This is a genomic window from Halalkalibacterium halodurans, from assembly GCF_005671335.1.
Lineage (GTDB): Bacteria > Bacillota > Bacilli > Bacillales > Bacillaceae_D > Halalkalibacterium > Halalkalibacterium halodurans.
On the sequence record NZ_CP040441.1, the window covers coordinates 1672275 to 1696988 of the forward strand.

Below are 24714 nucleotides of genomic sequence, written 5' to 3' on the forward strand. Positions count from 1 at the left end.
AAGTAGTTCATGAAGGAGAGATGTTTCATGACCAAACAATACCCATCAAGTCAACCACCGCAACATCAGATGAAACAACCGGGCATTGAGCAAGAGATGAACCCTCGTCCAGTTTTTGATCGGGCAGATTACCGAGGGAGCGGAAAATTGTCAGGAAAGGTAGCTCTCATTACAGGAGGGGATAGTGGGATTGGCCGGGCAGTTGCAGTTGCCTTTGCCAAGGAAGGTGCAAAAGTCGCTATTTCTTACTTAGATGAACACGGGGACGCGAATGAAACAAAGCAGTATGTGGAACAGATTGGCGGAGTGTGCCACTTGCTTCCAGGGGATGTGTGTGAAGAGGCTATCTGTCAACAAATCGTTCAAGAGACTGTTAACCAATTTGGACGTTTGGACATTGTCGTCAATAACGCAGCAGAACAGCATCCACAAGCAGGGCTTGAAGCGATCGATTCCACTCAGTTAGAACAAACGTTCCGCACGAATGTATTTTCCTTTTTTTACACAACGAAAGCGGCCCTTCCTCACTTGCAGCAAGGGGCTTCCATCATTAATACAACGTCCATCACAGCCTATCAAGGAAGTAAGGACTTAATTGATTATGCGTCCACCAAAGGAGCGATCGTTGCCTTTACTCGTTCCTTGTCAGAATCGATCGTTGGACAAGGGATTAGAGTTAATGGTGTCGCGCCAGGACCAATTTGGACCCCGCTCATTCCAGCAAGCTTTGACGCACAAAAAGTGGCACAGTTTGGCAGTGATACACCGATGAAGCGTGCGGGGCAGCCTGAAGAATTAGCCGCTGCCTACGTTTATTTGGCATCAGATGACTCATCATATGTCAGCGGTCAGGTTCTTCATGTAAATGGTGGAGTTATCGTCAATGGATAAAAGCTTGGGGTGTTAAGCCCCAAGCTTTTGCTCGTTAAAGAAGTTTTTTTGTAAACGACTAAAGCATAAGAAAAACAACAGGTTTCGCTAAAGGGCTTGGCGATAAGTGTTAAACCTCGTCTGAGGAAGGGGGGGCATATTCAAACAGCCCACGGCCAACTTTGCGAATGTTACGATCAACCGACATGACTTTTTTCATGACGTAATCAACGCTCGCCCATTTCAATAAACCATTTCCTTTAAGCATTTCCTTCATTTCTTTGCGAGTAACAGGCTCCCGTCGCTCCATTAAAAAGCTTTTTATCTGTTGGTGGACTTCTTCAATGCTTCGTTCTTCTTGGAAAGAAGTTGTCGCCAGATTGGTCCCTGTGTTTTTTTCTTTGGGAGGCATATCATTTAAGATTGATTGGATTGGAGGAGATGATTCAATCATTTGTTGAATGTCTTTCCAAATTTGCTCTTTGTTATCTTCATCTAATGGATTAACGTCGGTAGGCAACTCGATCTGCCGTTCAACATTATCTAGTTCCCTAATTCGATTAAGTAAAAATAAGGTTTCTTTCGATAGACGGTCTTTTTCTTCTTGTATCTCCTTTAAACGTTGTTTAATCGCCTCTCGTTCGGTAAACATAACATCACACCACACCTTTAGTAGCTTTCAGATCATATATTATTAATATACTATATTTAAGACAGATTGGGTATACTTACTACTATAAATAAGTCACGATTTTCCTGAGAATCGTGAAAAATTAAACGGATAAATAGGCCGAAAGAATCTTGATGGGAAAATGATGGAAAGAAAGTAGAAAGCAGGGACCTGTGGAGGACCCTGCTGATCTAAAGGGGGTGTTCTAGAAGTTCGAAAAGGAAAGTGTCTCAGCTATTGTTTATGAAGAGGCTCGTCTTATTTTTAAGACGCCACCCGTTTTGAGCTAAGAGTAGAAGGGCTTGCTACGGCTTCTTTGCTTGTTTTACGGAAAGCACAGTAAGAAAAGAGAATGGCGATACATAGATACCCGAGTGAATAATCAGGAGCCGCGTTAAATGATAGCTCTGGAGCATGCATAAACCCAGCAAATGAAAGCCCGGCACCTATCAGAGAAAAGACGGCTGCCTTTATAAATTGTTTATCAATAATACATACAGCAATGGCTCCGAGGATGATCGCAGTGAACATCGCCCCTTGACCGAGAGGCACAATGCCTTCAGAAATCCCTTGAACCACTTCTCCTGCGTTGTTATTAAATCGAGTCATCACATAATTCGCTACATATGGAAGCATTGCTAGTGCTACAGCAGGATAATATTTTCGATCATTGGAATCGAAAGCGGTGACGACCATTGACATGCCGACGAAAACAAGAATTGGTGCGACAGCCGCAAGTGGAATCAATTCCGATAATGCAGCGATGACTCCCGTTACAGCAGTTATGGCAAATACGAGTGCGTTTAAAATGCTATATCCACGCCCTGCACCCATCCATTTGGAGCCGACAGTTGCGATATAAACCGTCGTTGGAAACAGTCCGCCAAAAACAGCTCCGATCATCGTACCAACGCCGTCTACGGCTTGACATTCCCGAACATCATAAGAGTCTCCCGCTGCCGCCATCGCATCTACGTTATTCATCGTTTCAATCGCATTATAGATCGTAATAGGCAGCAGTATAGCTAACAGTCCAACTAAAGGGCCGAACAAGTAACCGAAGCCTTCAAAAGCACCGAGTGACGGAAGGATTGGGTAAAGTCCAATGTTGGCTAAACTGTCTTGGAGTGTGTTTGCTGATTGATAGCCGAGAACAAATGCAAGAACTGTACCAATAATGACAGCGCATAACGACGGAGGGATGTTAAAAGGTAACGTCACTTTCCCTACGACACCAAGCAATATAATCGCAAGTGCGACAAGACCAAGAACAGGGATTGAAAAAACTTGAAAGAGCATTTCTCCTGCAATAAAGGTAACAGCTACGCCCGCCAGTGCACCAAGCATAGCTGGACGAGGGAGATGCTTTCGTACCCAATTTCCAGTGAAACTAACAAGCAACTCGATAAATCCGCTTAAAAAGGCTGCTGCTAATCCAATCTTCCAAGCGAGCTCAGGATCGCCAGTTAGCGCTAGTGCAGGAGCTAAAATTCCAAATAAGAAGACGAACATAACAGGTGTGCTAATCCCATAGGAAAGAGCAGTCACGTCACTTCTACTTTCCTTTTGAGCCAATCGGTTTGCCATATAGGCGTAATAAAGGTTACCGACAATGACAGCGACGGCCACCCCAGGGATCACTTTACCGAACACTAAGCTTGCGGGAAAGCCTAGCCCTATCATTGTCACCGCAATGATGACAAAGTTGGCTAAATTGTTTTGAAACAGGGCAAAAAAAGCATCAATGTCTTCTTTTTTAAACCAAGGATAGTGCACAGTTTTGGTTGACATGAAGTTCCCTCTTTTCCGGTATGATTTTCGTTATTTTGATAGCTGTGTTACAAATTCATCGACAAATTGAACAGTTCCATTTTTAAACGATTGAATTCGAGCTAATGATTCGACACGATACCCCTTGTCAGTGAGTTTTTTTCGACCATCTTGAAACGACTTCTCAATCACGATGCCGAAGCCTACGACTTGAGCACCTGCTTGCTCCACAATTTCGCACAATCCAAAGGCCGCTTGACCGTTTGCTAAAAAGTCATCGATAATCAAGACACGATCATCAGCATGTAACAAATCCTTGGACACCGTAATCTCATTTGTTTCTTGTTTGGTGAACGAATATACTTGACTTCTGTAAACGTTGTCCGTCATCGTCAATGATTTTTTCTTTCGAGCAAAAATGAACGGAACCCCTAAATGTGTGGCGACTACCAAACTCGGGGCGATTCCTGACGATTCAATCGTCAGCACCTTTGTTATTCCTTCATTCTTAAACCGTTCTGCAAAAGCTTGCCCAATTTCGTTGATAAGCTTAGGATCAACTTGATGGTTTAAAAACGAATCAACTTTCAATACAGTGTCTGACAAAACATTCCCACGTTCTCGTATCGCTTGTTTCAAAGATTCCATCGTTGTATTCCTCCTTTTTTACATAACACAAAAAACCGAACGTTCTGGCACACTCAATAAGCGAGTGAAACCTTGACGTTCGGTCCAAAATGGCATGACTAGTCTATGTCAAAGTATCACTCGTAGTCAGGCTGTTTACGGCAGCCTGGTAGAAACTTGCGGGCCCTATTCCCGCGATTATACGAGTGCTTTTTTTAATGTAAATGTATGATGGCATTATATAGGATTCTGTCGTCAATGAAAACCCCTTTGCAGGAAAAAACGAATGAATGAATTAAATTCAGAAAATTTATTCGTGTTTTGCCTAGAAATAACGTTTGAAACCATAGCAAAAGCGCCCCATTTAAATAGAGCGCTTTGCTTAGGAATCATTTGAATGGTTTGCGTAGATTGAAACACGTCGTTCTTAAACAAGAGGAAAAGGTTTTGTTGGATCCGTTTATAGTAAGAGGGAGAAGGGTAAAGGGGAGAACGAGTGTAAACAACGCGCTATCTTGGTTGAAGTAGGGAGAGGGATAAAGAATGAATGATGAGACTTTATAACCACCTCCTTAAGACCTATTATAAGGGTGTGTAATTCAAAAAACAACAAAAACATCCAAAAAATGCAAAATGAACAGTCCCTATTCAAATCTCGAAGTTGTGTGTGGGGAAATTGTGGTTGTTTCGTGAAACATCCATATGTATTGTTGACAATCATCGCGTGCTTTTTATAAGATGACGTTATGGTTATAGCTTGCCTAGACAAGAGCCTAGAACGTGGTTTTAGGTCTTTTCATGTTACGAGAAACGAATAAAAGACGAATGATGATATGAGGTGAGACAGTGTTTAAAAAACTATTTGGATTGGACAAAAAAGCGAAGAATGAGGCTGCGTCACCGCAGGAGGAATTGATTTATGCTCCGTTAAATGGCACGCTTGTAGACATTGAGGATGTACCTGATCCAACGTTTGCGCAAAAGATGATGGGGGATGGATTTGCGATTGATCCTCGTGACGGTCACGTGGTTGCACCAGTGGCTGGAGAAATCGTACAAGTCTTTCCAACGAAGCATGCGGTCGGGATTAAAACGCCAGGTGGAGCAGAATTGTTAATTCATATTGGACTTGAAACCGTAAATATGAAAGGAGAAGGCTTTACCGCTCATGTGAAGGAAGGAGATAAAGTGAACGTAGGAGACGCCCTCGTTGACTTTGATCTTGAATTAGTGAAGGAAAAAGCTGAGAGTACAGTTACCCCAGTGGTCGTGACTAATATCGATCAGCTTGCCGTTTTCGAAAAACAAGCGGCAACTGAAACGAAAGCAGGAGAAACGTCGCTTGTTTCAATAAAAGTTCAAGGATAAGATTCGGGAGCACGTCCTTTAAAAGGGAGGTGCTCTTTTTGTTTTGTTGCAAGCGAGAATGTTTTTTCCGTCCACAATGCTACCTTTAGGAGATGGACAGCAAGTTTTCTTATTTACAAGCACCTTATTGGAATCCATAACCCATGGCATAGCATCATCTATGTAGTGGCCGCTGTCTTTGTCATCGTCGGTTCAGCTATGCTGTATTCCTTATCGAAACTAAAAGACCAAAACATGATTGAGACCATCAAGCAGGAAAGTATTTAAGCGAGCGGCTGCCCGAAAAGACGGTTTACTAGACATGACCGTTGGGGGCAGCCATTCTGTTTTTTACAGACTCCCTTTCAGCAATGCGATGGGGCATGGTGAGCGATGTGTTCGGTTCTCTTGATTGAATCGAGTCAATCAACTTTTTAGTTGCCTGTGCTCCCATTTCTTCGAAAGGTTGGGAAACGGTCGTTAATGGAGGAATCGACATTTTCGCAAGCTTCGTATCGTCATAACCAATGACCGATAGTTGATGTGGGACACGGATTCCTAGGTGATAGGCACTTGATACCGCACTAATAGCTAATTCATCACTTGCAGCAAAAAGAGCTGTTATGGATGGATGGCTTTTTAACAGTTTTTGAAATGCAACTTGTCCATCTTCAAAATAAAACCCTTTGTGCCAAGTCACTTTTGTTTCAATTAAAGGAAGATCCGCTTCTCGTAAGGCTCGTTTGTAGCCTTGAATACGGGGATGACCGGCCAATGGGTCTGTCGGGGGCCCGCTAATCATGCCAATGTCTGTGTGCCCTTTCTCTATTAAATAACGAACTGCATCATAGGAAGCAGCTTCATCATCTACCTTTACATACGGGACGTCGTTTGTTTCGGAAAAGGCGGAAATCGTAATGATCGGTACACCCATTTTTTTTATAAACTCTCTATAGTCCTTCGTAAGGAGTTGACTTATAAAAAGAAGACCGTCCACTTGTTTCTCTTGCAAAAAGGTTAAATAGTCCATTGTTTTTTTGTGGTCCGAATCTGTATTACAAACGATCACGCTTATCCCATGGGATTGAGCTACCTCTTCAATTCCTTGCAAAATTTGCGCACTAATAAGTCCTGATACATTAGGGAACAAGACGCCAATTGAATCGGTCTTTTTATTGATAAGACCCCGGGCAACAGCGTTTGGGTGATAGCCCATTTTTTCAATCGTTTCAAGTACGTGCTGCTTTGTTTTTTCTGAATAGCCTACACCTTTATTGAGGATGCGAGATACGGTAGCAATGGATACGTTCGCTTCGCGGGCAACGTCTTTAATGGTTGGTCTGTTCAAATGTCTCATTCCTTAAACGAAAACGTTTTCTGTGATTCGATTATAGAGTGAAGACAATCGGTCGTCAAGAATAGGAGTGGGACATGAAACGTTTGCCCCATCTTGACCATATGAAAAAGAAGATGATCTGCCTGTAGGACAAAGATCATCTTCTTTTTCATACTCTTGTTTCATTAAAAGCGAAAGGAAGGAAAAACATAAGGGGAGTCAGGTTCGTCAATAACTTCTAACTGATCAACATGAATGAGCGGGATTTGAGCATCGTCAAATTCTGTCTGTGATAACGTTCCTTCCACGCGGACCCACATATCATTTGTCAATTCGTCTAAATCGTCAGCTTCAATCATTGTTGCGTAGACTGTAGCATCTGCTACGCAGCACGTCATGCCGAATCGGGCAACCGCCAATTGGTTGTTCGGAAAGCTTTTATCGCGAAAAACAAAACCGATTAACTCGATTTCTTTCCCTGCAAATTCAGGCAGATGATGCTCCAGCATCGTCATCACATCTAAATAATTTTCGTCTGTTACGACTAATCGATCCTCGGCTAACATTTCGTCAGCCATTTCCCGATAATAAGAATTAAAGCCTTCTTCTGTATAAAAATCTTCAGGAGCGGTGTTAGAATTTTGTTCCTCTAATTGTCTGTAATATTCATCAGGGTCTTCTAAAAACAACTCTGCACGTGACGTGCCTGATTCGCCCTCTAAAGATCCTGTGGAATCACCTGGTGCGATTGATTGATTCATACCTGTGCTAAATTGGACGCCTCGGTTAGCAGCAACCGAGCTATCAAGCACTTTATCAGGAACGACAAAGCCAGAAATAATCGGAACAACGAAAATGGCGTATATTAACACTTTTGTCATGGGAGAGCCGCTCATGGAATGGTCGGTCCCGCAATCACATAGAAGCTCTTCCTCTTGGCCTTTGGCCGTACTGCGTATGATTTGGATGACACCAAGGAGGAGAAAGACAACCGTCGCGAAATAGACAAATGGCATCATTGAAGGTGCTATGTAATAGCGGATCGCACCAGTCAAAATAAAGGCGATCAATAAAAGGGAAAATCCGATTAGGATGATCCCACGTAGGTACGCATGGAATCCGAGATCTTGTGTCGTTTGTTCGTTGTCCATAAAACTCCCTCCAAACATCTTATAGAGTAAACTGTAGCACCATAACGGCGAGGAAAACAACAACTGTAACGGTGATCATAAACGCTAGTACAAATTTGGATTTGAAAAAAGCGAACAGCATGATCGTGTTTTTCAAGTCCAGCATCGGTCCGTACACTAGGAAGGCGATCAATGATCCAGTCGTAAACGTACTTCCAAAGGATGCGGCAACAAACGCATCGGCTTCTGAACATAGAGACAAGATAAAAGCGAACGCCATCATCACACCGGTGGATGACCATTCATTTGAACCGATGGTCACAAGGATGTTTCGATCAAGGAAGGTTTGAAACAATGCCGCAATAAACGCACCTGCAATTAAATATTTTCCCATAAGGAAAAATTCATCTGACGCATGATAAAGCGTTTGTTTCAACCGATTCATTTTCGGCTTCAGCTCCATATCAGATTGTACAGGAACACGACCGACAAGCTCTTCCTTGGTCCACTTTAATTGGTCGCTATTTTTAAACATGACATATAGTAAACCACCGATCACAATGGATAGGATAAACGCAAGCCCCATCCGCGCATAAAGGACAGTTAAATCGGTGCGAAAGGCAAAGTAAGTAGAGGCTGCCACGATCGGGTTTAAAATCGGGGCGGCAACAAGGAAGACAACACCGACGTGGAGTGGCATACCCTTTTTGATTAATCGCCTAACGATCGGAACAATAGCGCATTCACATATAGGAAAGATCGCACCGAGTACAGCGGCAGGCAAAAGAGCCGCATAGGCGTTTTTAGGTAAGTAGCGTTGAATCGTATCTTCCTTTACGTAAATTTGAATGAGAGCTGATACGAACACGCCGAGTAAAATGAACGGGACCGCTTCAATCACGATGCCAAGGAAAATCGTGTTCACATTCATCCATGGATCGGGAACGACGCCTTCCCCTTGTTTAAACGTATCAATTTGAAAAAAGAGGAAGAGGAAGATGGCAAGCAAAGCGAAACCAAACAAATCTTTTCCGAGATTAGACAACCTTTTCATATGTTTGTATGCTCCTACCTTATGAAAATATTCGCTTTATCATTCTATCATAAAAAAGGTAGTTCGTTAGAATCAGAATCGTTCTGATTTGTGAAGAAATTGCTCACTTATGATAGATTATGAATAGAGGAGCAAACAGAAAGGAGAGAGGAGAGAAGCTATGATTCCAGTCTATTTGTTTTCTGGCTTTTTAGGAAGTGGGAAAACGACGGTTTTACTAAACGTATTGAACCAACTAAAAGAAGATGGGCTTAGGCCAGCAATCGTGTTAAATGAAGCAGGCGAAATGAATGTGGAGAAAGAGCTTTTTGCAAATGAAACTGTAGTGGAACTCCTAAATGGTTGCATTTGTTGTACGATCCAAGATGATTTGAAGGTAGAGCTCCAACGATTTTTAACCATTAATGATCGCAGTGTCGATGTTCTACTTATCGAAGGAACGGGTATCGCCAATCCTCGGGAAATCATAGAGGTACTAACAGATCCACCATTTATTGAACAACTTGCACTCCAATCAGTGATCGGAATCATTGATGCTAGTCGCTATTTGGAATATCGCAGTTTATTTTCAAGCTCAAAAGAAATTCGAGCTGTCTTAAAAGAGCAAGTGGCTGAAAGCACTTTACTACTTCTAAATAAACAAGATTTAGTGGACGGTCGGACCTTACACAAGGTTGAAGAGAAATTGAAAAAGGATAAGAAACCGGGAGCCACCATTTTGTCTTGCTCATACGGGAAAGTACCGACGGAGGAGTTATTAAAGCCACGAATCAAAGTGGATACTGGGAAGGATCATGCTTATTCCGTTGCAGCCTCTTCCCATGCTAGTCATTCGCACCACCACCATCATCATGATATTCAAGCAATTAAGCTTGATCTTGAACAACCAGTAACCGAAAAAGAGCTTCAACGCTGGTTAATTGACCAAGGGGATCAGCTCATTCGCGCAAAAGGGTATGTTCGCCTGCAAGAGAACGACCTACTCGTCCAATTTCAATATGCGTCAAAGCAGCTTTCCGTCCGCAAGAGCAAGGAAGAAGTACCTCCGTGCTTAATCCTAATTGGTGTTGATTTAAATCGAGAAACTTTGGCTAAATCGTTGCATACTGTAACGAACGTTTAACCTTTTACTTGATAGGGAATCAAGAAAGTGGGAACGAGCATGTTAATCGAAAGGGTGTTATATGTCATGAGAGTACTTGTCGTTGGTGCAAACGGAAAAGTAGCTCGTTATCTGTTATCAGAGCTGAAAAATAAAGGTCATGAGCCAGTGGCGATGGTGCGAAATGAGGAGCAAGGGCCTGAATTACGAGAACGGGGGGCCTCTGACATTGTCGTTGCTAATTTGGAAGAGGATTTTAGTCATGCGTTTGCTTCAATCGATGCTGTTGTATTTGCCGCTGGTTCAGGACCTCATACAGGTGCGGATAAAACAATACTTATTGATTTGTGGGGAGCGATCAAGACGATTCAAGAAGCGGAAAAACGAGGAATCAAACGCTTCATCATGGTCAGCTCTGTCGGCACAGTCGATCCTGATCAAGGGCCGATGAACATGCGCCATTATCTTGTCGCTAAACGGCTTGCAGATGATGAGCTCAAACGTTCCTCTCTTGATTATACAATTGTGCGACCAGGACCTCTTTCGAATGAAGAATCCACAGGAAAGGTAACAGTCTCTCCTCACTTTTCGGAAATCACACGTTCAATTACACGTCATGACGTGGCGAAAGTGATCGCAGAGCTAGTGGATCAGCAACATACGATCGGGAAAACGTTTGAGGTGTTGAACGGGGACACGCCGATCGCCAAAGTAGTCGAACAGCTGTAAGACAAAAAACAGCCCTACGTAATGAAGGGCTGTTTCCTTTTCCTATTCAAGATCAATGGTCATGTTGTGGTCAAAGTAGAAGAAAACAAAGATAGCAAGGGCAAAGCAATAAAAAGCAAAGTAAATGAGCTTGCTACGTTTTAAAAAGTCAATCAACCAAATAATTCCGAGCCATGAAAAGAAGAACGTGACAATAAACGAGATGATAAGGGGTAATCCCCCCACTTGCTCAACCAATGTTCCGTCGAGCAAATCCCCAATCGCTAACACCGATGTTCCTAATATGACTGGAATGGACAACAAAAACGAGTAACGGACAGCCGTTTCCTTGTTTAACCCGGAAAATAAAGCGGTGATGAGGGTCGCTCCAGAACGGGAAATTCCCGGGAAAACAGCAAGTGTTTGGCCAAGACCGACAATGATCGAATCTTTTAACGTCATATCTTTTACTGTTCGATCTTTGTAAACGAAGAAGCGCTCAATAATAATGAGAAACGTTCCTGTAATGATTAGGGCACCAGCGATGAACGGAGGTGTCTTCATTTGGGCTCCGACAAGGTCTTCAAGCAATAAGCCAAGCACACCCGTAATCCCTGTAGCCACGATGATGTAAATCGCAAACATAAATTGAATACGGTTCTCTTCTGATTTGTCTTTAAAATAGCTGAAAAACCCTACAATCACCTGTAGTAAATCTTTACGAAAATAAAGAATTACGGCTAAAATCGAGGCGATGTGCAAGAAAATTTCAAAGCTAAAGCCAGGGAACGTATAGTCAAACAAAAACTGAGTAATCACAATATGGGCTGTACTTGAAATAGGCAAAAATTCTGTGATTCCTTGAACAATCCCGATAATAATCGCTTCAATAATCGACATATGTATCATCCTTTTAATCCTTTAGTAGAGACGGTCTTATTCTAGCAAACTTTTACTAATCCTAAAAGTAGCTAGAAAAACTTTCATGTCTTTGTCATTGAACTGTAATAAGGATGCGATTATAATGTGGGTGACATTTGAATGGAGTGAAATGAGGGAACGCGGTGAATAAAAAACGATTAACGACCATCGTTGTCTTAATAGCAGTAGTGGCTAGTGTGATCATCATATTAACGCAAAATAATTTAGAAGTAGGCAACGGAAAAGGGATGCTTGCCGAAGATTTTACGCTCCCACTGTATGAAGAATCACAGTCTCGGTCCCTATCCGATTACCGCGGCGACGTGGTCATATTGAATGTTTGGGCGTCATGGTGTGAACCTTGCCGTAAAGAAATGCCTGCCTTGATGGAATTACAATCAGATTATGAATCGGAGGATGTGTCGATCGTAACCGTTAATATGCAAACATTTGAACGAACGGTGAACGATGCAGGAGAATTTATTGAAGAATTAGGGATTACCTTACCGGTTTTTCTCGACGAGGAGGGGGAATTTGCTGATGCTTACCAAGTGCAGCATTTGCCGATGACGTATGTATTAGATCGAGAAGGTATTATCAATGAAGTGATTCTAGGGGAAGTGACGTACGAACAACTCGAACAACTCATTGTCCCATTACTTGAAAAAGCATCATAAGCGTATGCTCTCTACTTAAAAATGAAGTAGGGGGGCCTTTTTTTGTACGTAGAAACGAAGGCTTTACAAGTAACCTTAGCAACGGAAAAAGGTCTGATTATGGAGAAGGGAAGTGTTGGACAGACTAAACGTAGAGAATGCATGGGCGGTGGGAAAATGTATCACGAACGCATTGCCAGCGTCGTTTCCGTTTTACACGATGATGAGACCATTCAACTTCTAGAGACGACGAGCATGGCAAAAAAAGCAATTTTATATAAAGCTTTCACCCATTCTGCGAAGCCGGGGGACGAAATTCTCGTCAATGAAACGGCTACAGTTCTTGCCCTTGGAACAGGAGGAATGGATATTGTGAAGGCGGTGCTGTCAGAAAAGCCAGTGCAACTGAAGAATCATAATGGTCACATTATGAAAGCGCGATATACTCCGATTCAACACAGCATCTTGTCTGTGGAAGAAGAGAAAAGTCCATATCATGATTTATTTAGTGAACCCTTTCATCTTCATGGTCAGCCTGTTTTACTCGGTGAGCTCCATAGTATGGTGCCACTCGCCTATTATGTCAGTCAAGTGCTTCAATCAAATCAAACATTCGTTGCCATTTTTGACGATAAGGCGTCATTGCCACTTACGTTAAGCAACCAGCTACGAGAATTATCGAAACAGTCGTCCTTCCACTCTATTACGATCGGACAGGCATTTGGGGGAGAATATGAAGCGGTAAGCTTGCCGACAGCTTTGCAGTTTGCTGTTTCAAAGCTAAAGGCAGATGTGGTGATGGTGTCTTTAGGGCCAGGTGTCGTTGGGACAGGGACGAAGTTTGGTTTTAGCGGACTTTGTATGGCTGATTGGGCGAATACGATTGGTGCGCTTGGAGGGACACCTGTTTGGATTCCTCGTCTTTCGTTTCAAGATCAGAGGGAGCGACATTACGGTTTAAGTCATCATACGAGAACAGCCTTATTTACATTTACGTATGCTAAAAGTTTATTGCCGATTCCTCACTTAGCTGAAGAGGGGCGCCAATTCATTCAAGAACAACTCGCCAGCGAACGAAAACTTCCAGTTAACCATGAGGTCGTGTTTGCCGATCAATCCAGAGAGGATCTCGTAGAAGCTGCACTACGCCTGTCACGATCGGAAATTAAAACGATGGGAAGAGCCTTTTCAGAGGATACCGCTTTCTTTTTAGCAGTTGCTGAGGCGGTCACCCGCGTCGTGTGTTGATGGACAGAGTCACACCATTCTTTTACGGTGTCATATTGCTTGCCCATTTGTTTTAATTTTGCACGAATTTCCCACGCTTTCCCTGATAACGCGATGCTTGTTTGCCTAACTACAATATTCATCCCTTTCTCTCCTTCCTCAAACTCTCTGTAAGCTTGCCTAATGTGATACACTTTTATGTAAAGGAACAAGGAAATAGTACTGGAGAGGAAGAGAGACATGTCACAATCGTTTGAAGAAAAAACAATTAAAACAACACCGATTTTTTCGGGAAGAATCATTGATCTACAGGTGGATGAAGTCGAATTACCGAACGGAAAAACAAGCACGCGGGAGCTCGTCAAACATCCTGGTGCAGTAGCGGTCATTCCGGTGACGGAAGACGGGAAGCTCGTTCTCGTTCGTCAATTTCGTAAGGCGTTAGAAAAAGAGATTCTTGAAATCCCAGCAGGCAAGTTAGAAAAAGGGGAAGATCCCCTTGTGTGTGCTGAGCGCGAGCTAGAAGAGGAGACAGGATATGCGGCTAAACAGCTTACGTTTCTCCGCTCCTTTTATACTTCGCCTGGCTTTGCTGACGAAATCATTTACCTCTACTTAGCGGAACAGTTAATCGAAGGCGTGGCGCATACAGATGAGGACGAATTTGTCGAGGTGGTAGAAGTGACGCTTGATGAAGCGCTTCAATATATGGAGAATGAACGGATTCATGATGCAAAAACAGTTTTTGCGGTGCAATATTTGCAACTTAGAAAGCTGTTGACACATGATTAATGACCATCAATATGTAGCAGATTTGCACATTCATCTCGGCCAAACGGCCTCCAACCGTCCAGTTAAAATTACGGCCGCCCGTACGTTGACGCTCGAAAACATAATCGACTATGCACGAACAGTAAAGGGGATTGACATCATCGGGGTCATTGACTGTCACGTTCCAGAAGTGCTAGAAGGGTTAAAGCATTCGATAGAGAGTGGCGAAGCTTATGAGTTGAAAGGGGGCGGCATTCGTTTCCCTGATGTGACTCTCATTTTAGGGACAGAGATCGAGGTGTATGATGAAGAAAGTCTCGGTCCGGTCCATGTTCTTGCTTACACCCCGACTTGGAACGCGATGATGGAGTTAAGCAGCTGGATGGGCTCGCGAATGAAAAATCCCACGCTGTCCTCCCAACGTCTTTATGAAACGAGCATAGTGCTACAGCAAAAAGTAAAGGAGCTCGGAGGACTGTTTATTCCGGCCCATGCTTTTACTCCGTTTAAAGGGGTTTACGGAAAGGGAGTGAAGCAAAGTATGGGTGAGATTTTTGACCTAGCACTTATTGATGGGATCGAATTAGGGTTAAGTGCCGACACGTCGATGGCCGACCAAGTGGAAGAGTTACATCGTTTTCCATTTCTATCAAATTCCGATGCCCACTCCCTTGAAAAGCTGGCGAGAGAATATCAGATTCTTCATCTGTATGAGCCGTCCTTTCAGGCGTTTCAATCGGCACTTAGAGATAAAGATAAATGTTCCATTGTCGCCAATTATGGCTTAAATCCGTATTTAGGAAAATATTATGAAACGACTTGCGCCCAATGCCGGACGCCGATGAAAGGAAGTGCATGTGAGACGTGTGGATCTTCAAAAGTGGTCAAAGGGGTATCTGAACGTCTTACAGAGCTTGCTACTGCAAGTGAAAACAATGGAAAACAGCGACCGCCATATGTTCATCAAATTCCCCTTGAGTTTATCCCGAAAGTAGGTAAACGAACATTGGCGCGATTAAGAGAAGCGTTTGGTACTGATATGGACATTCTCCATCAAGCAACCTTTGAACAGCTGTGTGACGTAATCCCGAACCATATAGCGGAGGCAATCGTGATCGCTAGGGAAGGGAAAGCCACCATTAAAAGAGGTGGAGGCGGCCATTACGGTAAAATGATAGGAACAGAATAACGAATGCTAGTCATAGATTTACCGATCAGCACATAGAGTGAATTAAGAGCTGATAGGAGGTCTATGTCATGAGGAAGTACGGCAAAAAATATGGCTTGAAGGAAAGCATGCATCGCCATCTCTATGATAATCAAGCAATTTACTTGTTCACGATCGTTCTTTTTCTTGTCGGCATTGTATTTGGGGCGATTGTCGTGAATAGTTTAAGCATTACGCAAAAGCACGATCTGTATATGTATTTGCAGCAATTTTTTGGACAAGTATCGGATGGACATGTGGCGACTTCAACGGAGATGTTTAAGCAGAGCTTTAGCCATTATGCAAAATACTTTGGGCTTATGTGGATTTTAGGCTTATCGATTATTGGACTTCCTGTCATCTTAGTGCTTTTGTTTTTAAAAGGAGTTGTCATTGGCTTTACAGTTGGTTTCCTTGTAAGTCAAATGGGGATGAACGGCTTTTTTCTATCATTCGTTTCTGTTTTACCGCAAAACCTAATTCTTGTACCCGCTTTTATCATCATAGGTACCGCTAGTGTCTCTTTTTGTTTAAAGATGATCCGTAATCAGTTTGTAAAGGGGATTAACGAACCGTTTTTTCCACAGTTTTTACAATATTCAATGCTCATCTTATGCGTTGGAGCAAGCTCGCTCATCGCTTCAGGAATCGAGGCGTATATGTCACCTTTATTAATGAGAATGGTCATCGGCTCTATTTTATAACAAATATTAACTAATAATAATTATCTGTTACTAAATAATAATCATTATTAATTGACACCTTTTTTCGACAGCCTTATAATTGAGAAGAGGCATTAGTTGAAGGAGGGTCACAATGGAAAAACGACTTGATCGAATTAAAAAACAGCTGCACTCTCAAAGCTACAAGCTCACCCCTCAACGAGAGGCAACGGTAAAGGTATTGCTAGAGCACGAAGAAGATCATTTAAGTGCAGAAGATGTTTACCTCCTTGTGAAAGAAAAGGCACCCGAGATCGGCTTAGCCACTGTTTACCGTACGCTTGAGCTATTAACGGAATTGAAAGTTGTGGACAAAATCAACTTCGGTGATGGTGTATCCCGATACGATCTTCGCCAAGAAGGGGCAGATCATTTTCATCACCATCTCGTTTGTATAGAATGCGGAGCCGTGGATGAAATTCAAGAGGATTTGCTCGGTGATGTGGAAGAAATTGTAGAATCAGAGTGGAATTTTAAAATTAAAGACCACCGCTTAACCTTTCACGGCATTTGTCATCGGTGCCAAGGAGATGAATCGAAGGAGTAATGAAAAACCTTTTCAATTTGTTCCAATTGAAAAGGTTTTTAAGCTTCTTTACGAACGTTCATTGGATGGCTCTCATCGCAACTATTTTAATCGATGGGATAAGGTAGCTCCTTGTAAATGCGAGGTATAAAATAGACTCTTTTTGGCATATCTTGTACTAGAAAGAAGGACTGGGTTCCAAAAGGAGTGTTGAAACATGAGAGACTGGCTTTCTCTCATTGGACAAACAGTGAAGGTTTTTTTGCTATTTATGGGATGCACACTCCTCTTTTATTATGGTATCCTATGGATAACGGAAGAATATGAAAGTTATCATCGCTATGATGAGCCAAAGGGAAATGCAATCAAGGTCATTAGCATGAAAGAGGATGAGTCCGCGAGCTGGCTAGAGCGTTTATTGTTTTTTTACCGTTTCGGTGAATAACTTGTTCAGAGCCAGCTCTTTCGGAGCGGAAGAGCGAGCTGACGCCGAGATTCGCCGTCCATTGCCCCCGCGTGAATAGAACAGCAAAAATCCTCGAGGTTCAATGAGGAGGACAGCAAGGGGCAAGAAGGACAAGGAAGCGAAGTGAGGAGCACCGGAGCGTACGAGGGTACGTGAGGAGCGGAAGAGCGAGCTGACGCCGAGATTCGCCGTCCATTGCCCCCGCGTGAATAGAACAGCAAAAATCCTCGAGGTTCAATGAGGAGGACAGCAAGGGGCAAGAAGGACAAGGAAGCGAAGTGAGGAGCACCGGAGCGTACGAGGGTACGTGAGGAGCGGAAGAGCGAGCTGACGCCGAGATTCGCCGTCCATTGCACCCGCACGAATTGAACTTCCTTACATAAAGGGGAGAGGTTGATGGAAACCGTCAACAACAACATACAACAATTTCTTCACTTTCAAAAAGTTGAAAGAGGATTGTCCAATAACACGATTCAGTCTTATGGCCGGGATTTAAAGCAGTACATACAGTATGTAGAGCGTGTGGAAGAGATCCGTTCAGTCCGTAACATTACGAGGGAGACCATTCTACACTACCTTTATCATTTACGCGAGCAAGGGAGGGCAGAAACGTCAATTGCCCGTGCGGTTGCGGCGATCCGTTCATTCCATCAGTTTTTGTTGCGGGAAAAATTGTCAGACTCAGATCCGACCGTTCACGTGGAGATCCCAAAAGCGACGAAGCGTCTACCGAAAGCGTTAACAATTGAAGAAGTGGAGGCTCTTTTAAATTCCCCTCAAGGCCGTGATCCGTTCTCCCTGAGAAACAAAGCGATGTTGGAGTTACTGTACGCAACAGGAATGCGTGTATCGGAGTTAATTGGTTTGACGTTAAGTGATATTCATTTATCGATGGGGTTTGTTCGCTGCCTCGGGAAAGGCAACAAGGAACGAATCATTCCGATTGGACAAGTGGCTACTGAAGCCGTGGAGTCGTATTTAGCCAACGGGCGCGGTAAATTAATGAAAAAACAATCGCACGATCATGTGTTTGTTAATCATCATGGTCGCCCTCTCAGTCGGCAAGGGTTTTGGAAAATGTTAAAGCAGCTAGCAAAGAACGTGAACATTGATAAGCCGCTGACGCCTCATACATTGCGTCACTCATTCGCGACCCACTTGCTTGAAAATGGTGCCGATTTACGAGCGGTTCAAGAAATGCTTGGTCATGCTGATATTTCAACAACCCAGATTTATACCCATGTAACAAAAACGAGAATGCGTGATGTGTACGCTCATTTTCATCCAAGGGCGTAGCATCTTTGTTCTGTAAAGAGGTCAGACTTCTGACATCTCTGAAAAAAGCTCATTTTAGTGAAATAAGGGAAAAGTATAGTGAATGTGTTTCTAGGAGGCGACAAATCGTGGACGTAAAGCGATTTAAACGAGTATTTTTAATTGTGATGGATTCGGTTGGAATTGGCGAAGCGCCAGATGCTAAAGCATTTGGTGATCAGGGAGCCCATACTTTAGGTCATATTGCAGAGCGAATGAATGGACTACATATGCCAAACATGGCGGCGCTTGGCTTAAGCCATATCCGCCCGATCCAAGGAATCGAAAAAGTAGACAAGCCAAAAGCTCATTACGGGATTATGCAAGAAATTTCTAGCGGGAAAGATACGATGACTGGTCATTGGGAGATCATGGGGCTCCACATCCGTGAGCCATTTCGTGTGTTTCCAAACGGTTTTCCGGAAGAGCTGTTAAACGAAATTCGTGAGCTGACAGGACGAGAGATCTTGGGGAATAAAGTAGCGTCAGGAACGGAGATCATCAAAGAGCTTGGCGATGAACATGTAAAAACGGGAGCGCTTATCGTCTATACATCAGCTGACTCTGTACTGCAAATTGCTGCACATGAAGAGGTCGTTCCTCTTGAGGAGTTATATGACATTTGTAAAAAGGTAAGAGCGCTCACCCTTGATCCTAAATATATGGTTGGCCGAATTATTGCCCGTCCATTTATCGGTGCTGATGGAAACTGGGAACGCACATCGAACCGGCATGACTATGCCTTAAAGCCATTTGGTCGCACGGTCATGAATGAGTTAAAAGATGCGGGCTTTGATTCGATTGCAATCGGAAAGATCTCGGATATTTATGATGGCGAAGGGGTAACCGAATCGATTCGTACGATTTCTAACGATGATGGGATGGAAAAGCTTGTCCGGTCGATGGATCAATCATTTACAGGTTTAAGCTTCATAAACCTTGTTGATTTCGATGCCAAATACGGTCATCGTCGTGATCCAATCGGTTATGGCCAAGCGCTTGAACAATTTGATCAACAGCTTGCTGATGTTGTTGAAAAAATAGGGGAAGAGGATGTGCTGATCATTACAGCTGATCACGGAAATGATCCAGTTCATCACGGAACGGATCATACACGGGAGTTTGTTCCGCTTCTCGTGTATACGAGAGGAATTAAAGAAGGAAAAGATTTAGGATTGCGTAAGACGTTCGCCGATGTCGGTGCAACGATTGCGGATAATTTTCAAGTAGAGGCGCCATCTATCGGCACAAGCTTTTTACATGAACTTTAAGGGGGAACTGCCATTATGCTTAACGTAACTCAATTGCAAGAAGCGACTACATTTATTCAACAGCAAATAGAAACAAAACCAACGATCGGTTTAATTTTAGGTTCTGGTTTAGGGATTTTAGCTGATGAGATCGAACAGCCGGTGAAAGTTCCTTACAGTGACATTCCACATTTTCCTGTCTCTACCGTCCAAGGACATGCGGGCCAGCTTGTGATCGGCATGCTTGAAGGAAATCAAGTGATTGCGATGCAAGGGCGATTTCATTTTTATGAAGGCTACAGCCTTGAGGTTGTCACATTCCCTGTCCGCGTCATGAAAGCTCTAGGTGTAGAACAAATCATTGTCACAAATGCAGCGGGCGGTGTGAACGAATCGTTCGAAGCGGGTGACCTAATGATCATTCGCGACCATATTAACAACATGGCACAAAACCCACTAATTGGGCCGAATGATGAGGCGTTCGGCGTACGTTTTCCGGATATGTCAAATGCCTACTCTGAGCGCTTACGAACGTTAGCGAAGGAAAAGGGAAATACGTTGAATCTCAAGCTACAGGAAGGGGTCTATGTTGCGAACACAGGTCCTGTTTATGAAACCCCTGCTGAAGTGCGGATGATTCGAAAACTTGGCGGAGATGCTGTAGGTATGTCAACCGTACCAGAAGTCATTGTCGCTCGTCATGCAGGACTTGAGGTTCTTGGAATTTCATGTATTTCTAACATGGCGGCAGGAATTTTACCACAGCCTTTATCACATGATGAAGTCATTGAAACAACGGAACGAGTGAGGCAAGACTTTCTTAATCTTGTCAAAGCAATCGTTAAAGACATGTAAACAAAGGAGAGGACTACGATGGAAAACATTCGTGAAAAGGTAAAGCAATCAGCTGAATATTTACTTGGGAAAATTAAAAATAAGCCAGCAATTGGCCTTATTTTAGGGTCAGGGCTCGGGGAACTTGCCAATGAAATTGAAGAAGCGGTTCACATTCCGTATGAACAGATTCCAAACTTCCCTGTCTCCACGGTAGAAGGGCATGCAGGGCAGCTTGTCATTGGAACATTGCACGGAAAAAACGTTGTCGCGATGCAAGGACGGTTCCATTATTATGAAGGTTATACGATGCAGGAAGTCACGTTCCCTGTCCGTGTGATGAAAGAAATTGGCGTTGAACTGATTGTCGTGACAAACGCATGCGGTGGCATGAACAAAAATTTCGCGCCTGGTGACTTAATGATTATTACCGACCATTTAAATATGACAGGGGATAATCCACTGATTGGTCCAAATGTAGAAGAGTGGGGGCCGCGCTTCCCTGATATGAGCCATGCGTATACCCCAGAGCTTGTCGAGTTTGTAGAAGAGACGGCGAACCGTTTAGACATCAAGGTGCAAAAAGGGGTGTATGCTGGAATTACTGGGCCAACGTATATGACAGGTGCAGAGCTCATCATGCTCCGCAATCTTGGCGGAGATGTTATCGGTATGTCAACCGTGCCGGAAGTGATCGTTGCTCGTCATGCTGGCATGAAAGTCATTGGAATTTCATGCATTACCGATATGGCGATTGGGGAAGAAATTGCAGGGATTACCCACGAAGAAGTTGTGGCTGTTGCCAATAAGACAAAACCGAAGTTCATTAAGCTTGTGAAAGAAATCGTCGCAAACGTCAACGTATAAAGTAAAGCATCATTCAGTGGTTGCTGAATGATAATCTAGTTAGTCCCAAAAACGTTGTGAGGTCAAGCAACAGATGATCTAATTTGTAGCCATCATCGTTTACTTTAGCGCCTCAAGCCCTGGGAGTGAGTAGTAGGACCAGTTAAACGGGATAAAAGGATGTGATCAAAGATGCGCATGGTTGACTTAATCGAAAAAAAGCGTGACGGTCTCGCATTAACGAAAGAAGAGATTGATTTTATCATTTCAGGCTATACGAACGGTGATATTCCCGACTATCAAATGTCGGCGTTTGCGATGGCGATTTTCTTTCAAGATATGACAGCAGATGAACGAGCGTATTTGACGATGGCAATGGCTGAATCAGGCGATCAAATCGACCTCTCTGGCATTGAAGGTGTTAAGGTTGATAAACATTCCACAGGAGGCGTTGGCGATAAGACGACGATTGCCCTTGCTCCCCTCGTGGCATCGGTTGGTGTTCCTGTTGCCAAAATGTCTGGAAGGGGGCTCGGGCATACAGGTGGAACGATTGACAAGCTAGAGTCGATCGCAGGTTTTAACGTGGAAATTCCGACGGAGCGCTTTCTTGAGCTTGTGAACAAAAATAAGCTTGCCGTCGTTGGGCAAACAGCGAATTTAACCCCTGCCGATAAAAAGTTGTACGGCCTTCGCGATGTGACCGCAACGGTGAATTCGATTCCGCTCATTGCCAGCTCGATCATGAGCAAAAAAATAGCTTCAGGCGCTAACGCCATCGTTCTCGATGTAAAAACAGGGTCAGGGGCGTTTATGAAAGAGCTTGAGCAATCAAAAGAGCTTGCCGAAGCGATGGTGGAAATCGGCAACAACCTTGGAAGGCAAACAATGGCGGTTATTTCTGATATGAATCAGCCGCTTGGATGGGCTGTTGGAAATGCCCTTGAAGTGAAGGAAGCAATTGATATGCTTCGGGGCGAGGGACCAGATGATTTGCGCGAGCTTTGTTTAACCCTTGGTAGCCATATGGTCTTTTTAGCGAAACAAGCTACTTCCGTGGCAGACGCCCGTCAAAAGCTAGAGGAAGCGATTTCCTCTGGTAAAGCACTGGACACACTAAAAACGTTCATTAGTGCGCAAAACGGTGATCCATCTGTAGTAGACAATCCGCAGCTTCTTCCAACTGCCCAATTCCAAATAGAAGTAAAGGCAGAGGAAAATGGACATGTAGCGTCGATTGTTGCTGACCGTATTGGTACTGCAGCGATGGTTCTCGGAGCTGGACGAGCAACGAAGGAATCGGACATTGATTTGTCTGTTGGAATCGTTCTGAAGAAGAAAATGGGTGAGTCGGTGCAAGCAGGTGAAACGCTTGCGATTCTTCATGCAAACAAAGAGGATGTCCAAGAAGTGATCGATAGGGTGATTAAAGCCTATCACATCTCTCCTGATCCTGTCGCAAAGCCAACGCTCATTTACGAGGAGATTCATTAACATGACACGATTACCTGACATTAAAAAAGAGGTGCGCTTCAACGCCCCGATCGAAAAAGTGTGGGAAGCGGTTAGTACATCGGAAGGATTAGCCTTTTGGTTCATGGAAAATGATTTGAAAGCAGAGACTGGGCATCATTTTCACCTCCAATCTCCTTTTGGTCCTTCTCCGTGTCAAGTGACAGACGTTGAGCGACCGATTAAACTATCATTTACGTGGGATACCGATGGGTGGTCGGTCACGTTCCATTTAAAAGAAGAAGAGAATGGGACAATCTTCACCATCGTCCATAGTGGATGGAAGCAAGGGGATACGAAGGTTGAAAAAGCAGGAGCGGAAAGCGCTGTCGTTCATGAACGGATGGATCGTGGCTGGCACGACCTCGTGAACGAAAGACTTCGGCAAATCGTTGAATAAATAGAAGGCATACAAAAGTAGCAGGATAAAAAGTTCCTGCTATTTTTTTGTACCTAAAATACACGCTTCCGCCATGTATAAAAAGTTCATGATAGGAAAAAATGGGAACTATGCAACCTAGGAGTCGTATTGTTTGATTTATAAAATCAAAGCTGACTTCTTTCTATTATGATCAAGATGGAGGCGGATGGGAATGAGAGTGATTCTATCCAGTATCGTAAGTGTATGTCTCGTGGTTGGGATGATAGCACCAGTTGGGCTGGCGGCAGAGAAACAGCCTAATTTAGCGAAGGAGGCTTCGTCCGCCATTGTCATTGAACGCGATACCGGTCAAGTTTTGTTTGAGAAAAATAGCGACGAAAAACTACCTCCCGCAAGCATGACGAAAATTATGACGCTTCTCCTCATTATGGAGGCGATCGACAGCGGCAAAATTACATACGATGATATGGTTCGTACGAGCGAAAACGCTGCATCGATGGGAGGCTCGCAAGTCTTTTTAGAGCCGGGGGAAGAGATGAGTGTCCGCGATATGATCAAGGCGATTGCGATCGCTTCGGGAAATGATGCGTCCGTGGCAATGGCTGAACATTTAGCAGGAACCGAAGAAGAATTCGTCGGGATGATGAACGAAAAAGCAAGACAGCTAGGATTGAAAAATACGAATTTCGTCAATACGAATGGGCTTCCTGAAAAAGATCATTATACGAGTGCCTATGATTTGGCGATGATCTCAAAAGAGTTGTTAAAGTATGAAGACATAACCGAGTTCACAAGCGTTTACGAAGACTATCTTCGCAAAGGAACAGATAAAGAATTTTGGCTCGTGAATACGAACCGTCTCGTGAAGTTTTATCCAGGTGTGGATGGCTTAAAGACAGGCTTTACAAAAGAGGCGAAATATTGTTTGACAGCAACAGCTGTCAAAAACGGGATGAGGGTCATTACCGTTGTTATGGGAGCTCCGACGCCAAAGGAAAGAAATAGTCAGATTACTGAAATGCTCGATTTTGCGTTTAGTCAGTATCAAACTCATCAAGTGTATGAGCGCGATACGTACATGATGGATTTGAATGTGAGAAAAGGGAATAAAAAGTCCGTTCCGATTTTTACTTCCGAATCCGTTTCCCTTGTGACGAAAAAAGGAGAGTCAATCGACAATGTGACCGAGCGAGTGGAATGGAAGGAATCATTGCTAGCTCCGGTACACAAAGGGGATGTGGTCGGAACGCTGTACCTTGAACGAGATGGGGAAATCTTGTCGGAAACCCCACTGATCGCAGGCGAAGATGTAGCATCTGCTTCTTTCTGGCAAATGTTCAAACGAATCGTTGGGAAATTTGGCGGCACTTCCTAACGAATGATGAGACGTTTTTTCGATTTGCCACTAGTTTTGTCACCTAGCAGGGATCATGCGTCCATAAACCGAAACTCTTTGTAGTCGAATC

25 protein-coding genes, 1 pseudogene and 1 riboswitch are annotated in these 24714 nt (G+C 43.6%); of the genes and pseudogenes, 18 read left to right on the forward strand and 8 right to left on the reverse strand.

Annotated features, from left to right (window positions below; genetic code table 11):
* The first annotated feature begins 27 nt into the window (after positions 1-27).
* Positions 28-891 (forward strand): SDR family oxidoreductase, encoded by an 864-nt coding sequence (locus tag FED51_RS08235; RefSeq protein ID WP_053431435.1) that lies wholly within the window; start codon positions 28-30, stop codon positions 889-891.
* A 109-nt stretch (positions 892-1000) separates the two neighbouring features.
* Here FED51_RS08235 and FED51_RS08240 read toward each other — a convergent pair whose 3' ends face one another.
* The 3 genes from FED51_RS08240 to FED51_RS08250 all read right to left on the reverse strand — a co-directional run bounded on the left by FED51_RS08240 (position 1001) and on the right by FED51_RS08250 (position 3958).
* Positions 1001-1522, reverse strand: coding sequence for a Rok-like winged helix domain-containing protein (locus FED51_RS08240; protein ID WP_053431434.1), 522 nt, complete (start codon positions 1520-1522; stop codon positions 1001-1003).
* 282 nt (positions 1523-1804) lie between these two features.
* On the reverse strand, positions 1805-3331 hold the full coding sequence (locus FED51_RS08245; RefSeq protein WP_053431433.1) for a SulP family inorganic anion transporter: 1527 nt from the start codon (positions 3329-3331) through the stop codon (positions 1805-1807).
* Positions 3332-3361: 30 nt separating this feature from the next.
* Complete coding sequence (locus tag FED51_RS08250) at positions 3362-3958, reverse strand: xanthine phosphoribosyltransferase (RefSeq protein ID WP_053431432.1); 597 nt, start codon at positions 3956-3958, stop codon at positions 3362-3364.
* Positions 3959-4061: 103 nt separating this feature from the next.
* Positions 4062-4163, reverse strand: a riboswitch (purine riboswitch).
* 620 nt (positions 4164-4783) lie between these two features.
* Between FED51_RS08250 and FED51_RS08255 the strand changes: the two genes are divergently transcribed.
* Positions 4784-5305: a PTS sugar transporter subunit IIA gene (locus FED51_RS08255; protein WP_053431431.1), complete on the forward strand. Its 522-nt coding sequence runs from the start codon at positions 4784-4786 to the stop codon at positions 5303-5305.
* A 295-nt stretch (positions 5306-5600) separates the two neighbouring features.
* Here FED51_RS08255 and FED51_RS08260 read toward each other — a convergent pair whose 3' ends face one another.
* From FED51_RS08260 to FED51_RS08270, 3 genes are all read right to left on the reverse strand, one after another.
* The gene (locus tag FED51_RS08260) at positions 5601-6632 is read right to left on the reverse strand and encodes a LacI family DNA-binding transcriptional regulator (RefSeq protein WP_175414312.1); all 1032 of its coding nucleotides are present in this window, start codon (positions 6630-6632) and stop codon (positions 5601-5603) included.
* A gap of 173 nt (positions 6633-6805) precedes the next feature.
* The gene (locus FED51_RS08265; protein ID WP_010897682.1) at positions 6806-7771 is read right to left on the reverse strand and encodes a TIGR03943 family putative permease subunit; all 966 of its coding nucleotides are present in this window, start codon (positions 7769-7771) and stop codon (positions 6806-6808) included.
* Between the two features lie 19 nt (positions 7772-7790).
* Positions 7791-8804, reverse strand: a complete 1014-nt coding sequence (locus FED51_RS08270) for a permease (RefSeq protein WP_010897683.1) — start codon at positions 8802-8804, stop codon at positions 7791-7793.
* Positions 8805-8964: 160 nt separating this feature from the next.
* Between FED51_RS08270 and FED51_RS08275 the strand changes: the two genes are divergently transcribed.
* Entirely contained in the window at positions 8965-9927 is a 963-nt protein-coding gene (locus FED51_RS08275) for a CobW family GTP-binding protein (protein ID WP_053431429.1), read from the forward strand.
* 66 nt (positions 9928-9993) lie between these two features.
* The gene (locus FED51_RS08280; RefSeq protein ID WP_010897685.1) at positions 9994-10635 is read left to right on the forward strand and encodes an SDR family oxidoreductase; all 642 of its coding nucleotides are present in this window, start codon (positions 9994-9996) and stop codon (positions 10633-10635) included.
* Positions 10636-10677: 42 nt separating this feature from the next.
* Here FED51_RS08280 and FED51_RS08285 read toward each other — a convergent pair whose 3' ends face one another.
* Positions 10678-11514 (reverse strand): undecaprenyl-diphosphate phosphatase, encoded by an 837-nt coding sequence (locus FED51_RS08285; protein WP_053431428.1) that lies wholly within the window; start codon positions 11512-11514, stop codon positions 10678-10680.
* A 164-nt stretch (positions 11515-11678) separates the two neighbouring features.
* Between FED51_RS08285 and FED51_RS08290 the strand changes: the two genes are divergently transcribed.
* Positions 11679-12212 carry a TlpA disulfide reductase family protein gene (locus tag FED51_RS08290; RefSeq protein ID WP_010897687.1) on the forward strand — a complete coding sequence of 178 codons (534 nt, stop codon included), beginning with the start codon at positions 11679-11681 and terminating at the stop codon, positions 12210-12212.
* Between the two features lie 42 nt (positions 12213-12254).
* A complete protein-coding gene (locus FED51_RS08295; protein ID WP_010897688.1) occupies positions 12255-13439 on the forward strand; it encodes a DUF3866 family protein in 1185 nt (394 codons plus the stop codon).
* A 23-nt stretch (positions 13440-13462) separates the two neighbouring features.
* Here the strand turns inward: FED51_RS08295 and mciZ are convergent.
* A pseudogene (mciZ, locus tag FED51_RS21745) lies at positions 13463-13720 on the reverse strand (Z-ring formation inhibitor MciZ); the annotation flags it as partial.
* Between mciZ and FED51_RS08305 the strand changes: the two are divergent.
* From FED51_RS08305 to FED51_RS08360, 12 genes are all read left to right on the forward strand, one after another.
* Entirely contained in the window at positions 13659-14210 is a 552-nt protein-coding gene (locus FED51_RS08305; RefSeq protein WP_010897689.1) for an NUDIX hydrolase, read from the forward strand. The pseudogene mciZ and the gene FED51_RS08305 overlap by 62 nt on opposite strands.
* Positions 14203-15378 (forward strand): endonuclease Q family protein, encoded by a 1176-nt coding sequence (locus tag FED51_RS08310; protein WP_010897690.1) that lies wholly within the window; start codon positions 14203-14205, stop codon positions 15376-15378. The genes FED51_RS08305 and FED51_RS08310 overlap by 8 nt, the downstream gene beginning before the upstream one ends.
* A gap of 68 nt (positions 15379-15446) precedes the next feature.
* Positions 15447-16100 carry a stage II sporulation protein M gene (gene spoIIM, locus FED51_RS08315; RefSeq protein ID WP_010897691.1) on the forward strand — a complete coding sequence of 218 codons (654 nt, stop codon included), beginning with the start codon at positions 15447-15449 and terminating at the stop codon, positions 16098-16100.
* A 112-nt stretch (positions 16101-16212) separates the two neighbouring features.
* Positions 16213-16665 carry a ferric iron uptake transcriptional regulator gene (fur, locus tag FED51_RS08320; protein ID WP_010897692.1) on the forward strand — a complete coding sequence of 151 codons (453 nt, stop codon included), beginning with the start codon at positions 16213-16215 and terminating at the stop codon, positions 16663-16665.
* Between the two features lie 196 nt (positions 16666-16861).
* Complete coding sequence (locus FED51_RS08325) at positions 16862-17089, forward strand: YqzK family protein (RefSeq protein ID WP_053431427.1); 228 nt, start codon at positions 16862-16864, stop codon at positions 17087-17089.
* A 417-nt stretch (positions 17090-17506) separates the two neighbouring features.
* Positions 17507-18406 (forward strand): site-specific tyrosine recombinase XerD, encoded by a 900-nt coding sequence (gene xerD, locus FED51_RS08330; protein ID WP_053431426.1) that lies wholly within the window; start codon positions 17507-17509, stop codon positions 18404-18406.
* 107 nt (positions 18407-18513) lie between these two features.
* Positions 18514-19695: a phosphopentomutase gene (gene deoB, locus FED51_RS08335; protein WP_010897695.1), complete on the forward strand. Its 1182-nt coding sequence runs from the start codon at positions 18514-18516 to the stop codon at positions 19693-19695.
* Between the two features lie 15 nt (positions 19696-19710).
* Positions 19711-20529 carry a purine-nucleoside phosphorylase gene (locus FED51_RS08340; RefSeq protein ID WP_053431425.1) on the forward strand — a complete coding sequence of 273 codons (819 nt, stop codon included), beginning with the start codon at positions 19711-19713 and terminating at the stop codon, positions 20527-20529.
* An 18-nt stretch (positions 20530-20547) separates the two neighbouring features.
* Entirely contained in the window at positions 20548-21375 is an 828-nt protein-coding gene (locus FED51_RS08345; RefSeq protein WP_010897697.1) for a purine-nucleoside phosphorylase, read from the forward strand.
* A gap of 171 nt (positions 21376-21546) precedes the next feature.
* Positions 21547-22848, forward strand: coding sequence for a pyrimidine-nucleoside phosphorylase (locus FED51_RS08350; RefSeq protein WP_010897698.1), 1302 nt, complete (start codon positions 21547-21549; stop codon positions 22846-22848).
* Position 22849: 1 nt separating this feature from the next.
* Complete coding sequence (locus tag FED51_RS08355; protein ID WP_010897699.1) at positions 22850-23266, forward strand: SRPBCC family protein; 417 nt, start codon at positions 22850-22852, stop codon at positions 23264-23266.
* A gap of 193 nt (positions 23267-23459) precedes the next feature.
* Entirely contained in the window at positions 23460-24623 is a 1164-nt protein-coding gene (locus tag FED51_RS08360; protein WP_010897700.1) for a D-alanyl-D-alanine carboxypeptidase family protein, read from the forward strand.
* The last annotated feature ends 91 nt before the right edge of the window (positions 24624-24714 follow it).

What these genes read in the sequence shown, in the direction of transcription:
- FED51_RS08235 (WP_053431435.1), top strand. Translation starts at nt 28, where the DNA reads ATGACCAAACAATACCCATCAAGTCAACCACCGCAACATCAGATGAAA.
- FED51_RS08240 (WP_053431434.1), bottom strand. Translation starts at nt 1,522, where the DNA reads ATGTTTACCGAACGAGAGGCGATTAAACAACGTTTAAAGGAGATACAA.
- FED51_RS08245 (WP_053431433.1), bottom strand. Translation starts at nt 3,331, where the DNA reads ATGTCAACCAAAACTGTGCACTATCCTTGGTTTAAAAAAGAAGACATT.
- FED51_RS08250 (WP_053431432.1), bottom strand. Translation starts at nt 3,958, where the DNA reads ATGGAATCTTTGAAACAAGCGATACGAGAACGTGGGAATGTTTTGTCA.
- FED51_RS08265 (WP_010897682.1), bottom strand. Translation starts at nt 7,771, where the DNA reads ATGGACAACGAACAAACGACACAAGATCTCGGATTCCATGCGTACCTA.
- FED51_RS08270 (WP_010897683.1), bottom strand. Translation starts at nt 8,804, where the DNA reads ATGAAAAGGTTGTCTAATCTCGGAAAAGATTTGTTTGGTTTCGCTTTG.
- FED51_RS08275 (WP_053431429.1), top strand. Translation starts at nt 8,965, where the DNA reads ATGATTCCAGTCTATTTGTTTTCTGGCTTTTTAGGAAGTGGGAAAACG.
- FED51_RS08280 (WP_010897685.1), top strand. Translation starts at nt 9,994, where the DNA reads ATGAGAGTACTTGTCGTTGGTGCAAACGGAAAAGTAGCTCGTTATCTG.
- FED51_RS08285 (WP_053431428.1), bottom strand. Translation starts at nt 11,514, where the DNA reads ATGTCGATTATTGAAGCGATTATTATCGGGATTGTTCAAGGAATCACA.
- FED51_RS08305 (WP_010897689.1), top strand. Translation starts at nt 13,659, where the DNA reads ATGTCACAATCGTTTGAAGAAAAAACAATTAAAACAACACCGATTTTT.
- FED51_RS08310 (WP_010897690.1), top strand. Translation starts at nt 14,203, where the DNA reads ATGATTAATGACCATCAATATGTAGCAGATTTGCACATTCATCTCGGC.
- spoIIM (WP_010897691.1), top strand. Translation starts at nt 15,447, where the DNA reads ATGAGGAAGTACGGCAAAAAATATGGCTTGAAGGAAAGCATGCATCGC.
- fur (WP_010897692.1), top strand. Translation starts at nt 16,213, where the DNA reads ATGGAAAAACGACTTGATCGAATTAAAAAACAGCTGCACTCTCAAAGC.
- FED51_RS08325 (WP_053431427.1), top strand. Translation starts at nt 16,862, where the DNA reads ATGAGAGACTGGCTTTCTCTCATTGGACAAACAGTGAAGGTTTTTTTG.
- xerD (WP_053431426.1), top strand. Translation starts at nt 17,507, where the DNA reads ATGGAAACCGTCAACAACAACATACAACAATTTCTTCACTTTCAAAAA.
- FED51_RS08340 (WP_053431425.1), top strand. Translation starts at nt 19,711, where the DNA reads ATGCTTAACGTAACTCAATTGCAAGAAGCGACTACATTTATTCAACAG.
- FED51_RS08345 (WP_010897697.1), top strand. Translation starts at nt 20,548, where the DNA reads ATGGAAAACATTCGTGAAAAGGTAAAGCAATCAGCTGAATATTTACTT.
- FED51_RS08350 (WP_010897698.1), top strand. Translation starts at nt 21,547, where the DNA reads ATGCGCATGGTTGACTTAATCGAAAAAAAGCGTGACGGTCTCGCATTA.
- FED51_RS08355 (WP_010897699.1), top strand. Translation starts at nt 22,850, where the DNA reads ATGACACGATTACCTGACATTAAAAAAGAGGTGCGCTTCAACGCCCCG.
- FED51_RS08360 (WP_010897700.1), top strand. Translation starts at nt 23,460, where the DNA reads ATGAGAGTGATTCTATCCAGTATCGTAAGTGTATGTCTCGTGGTTGGG.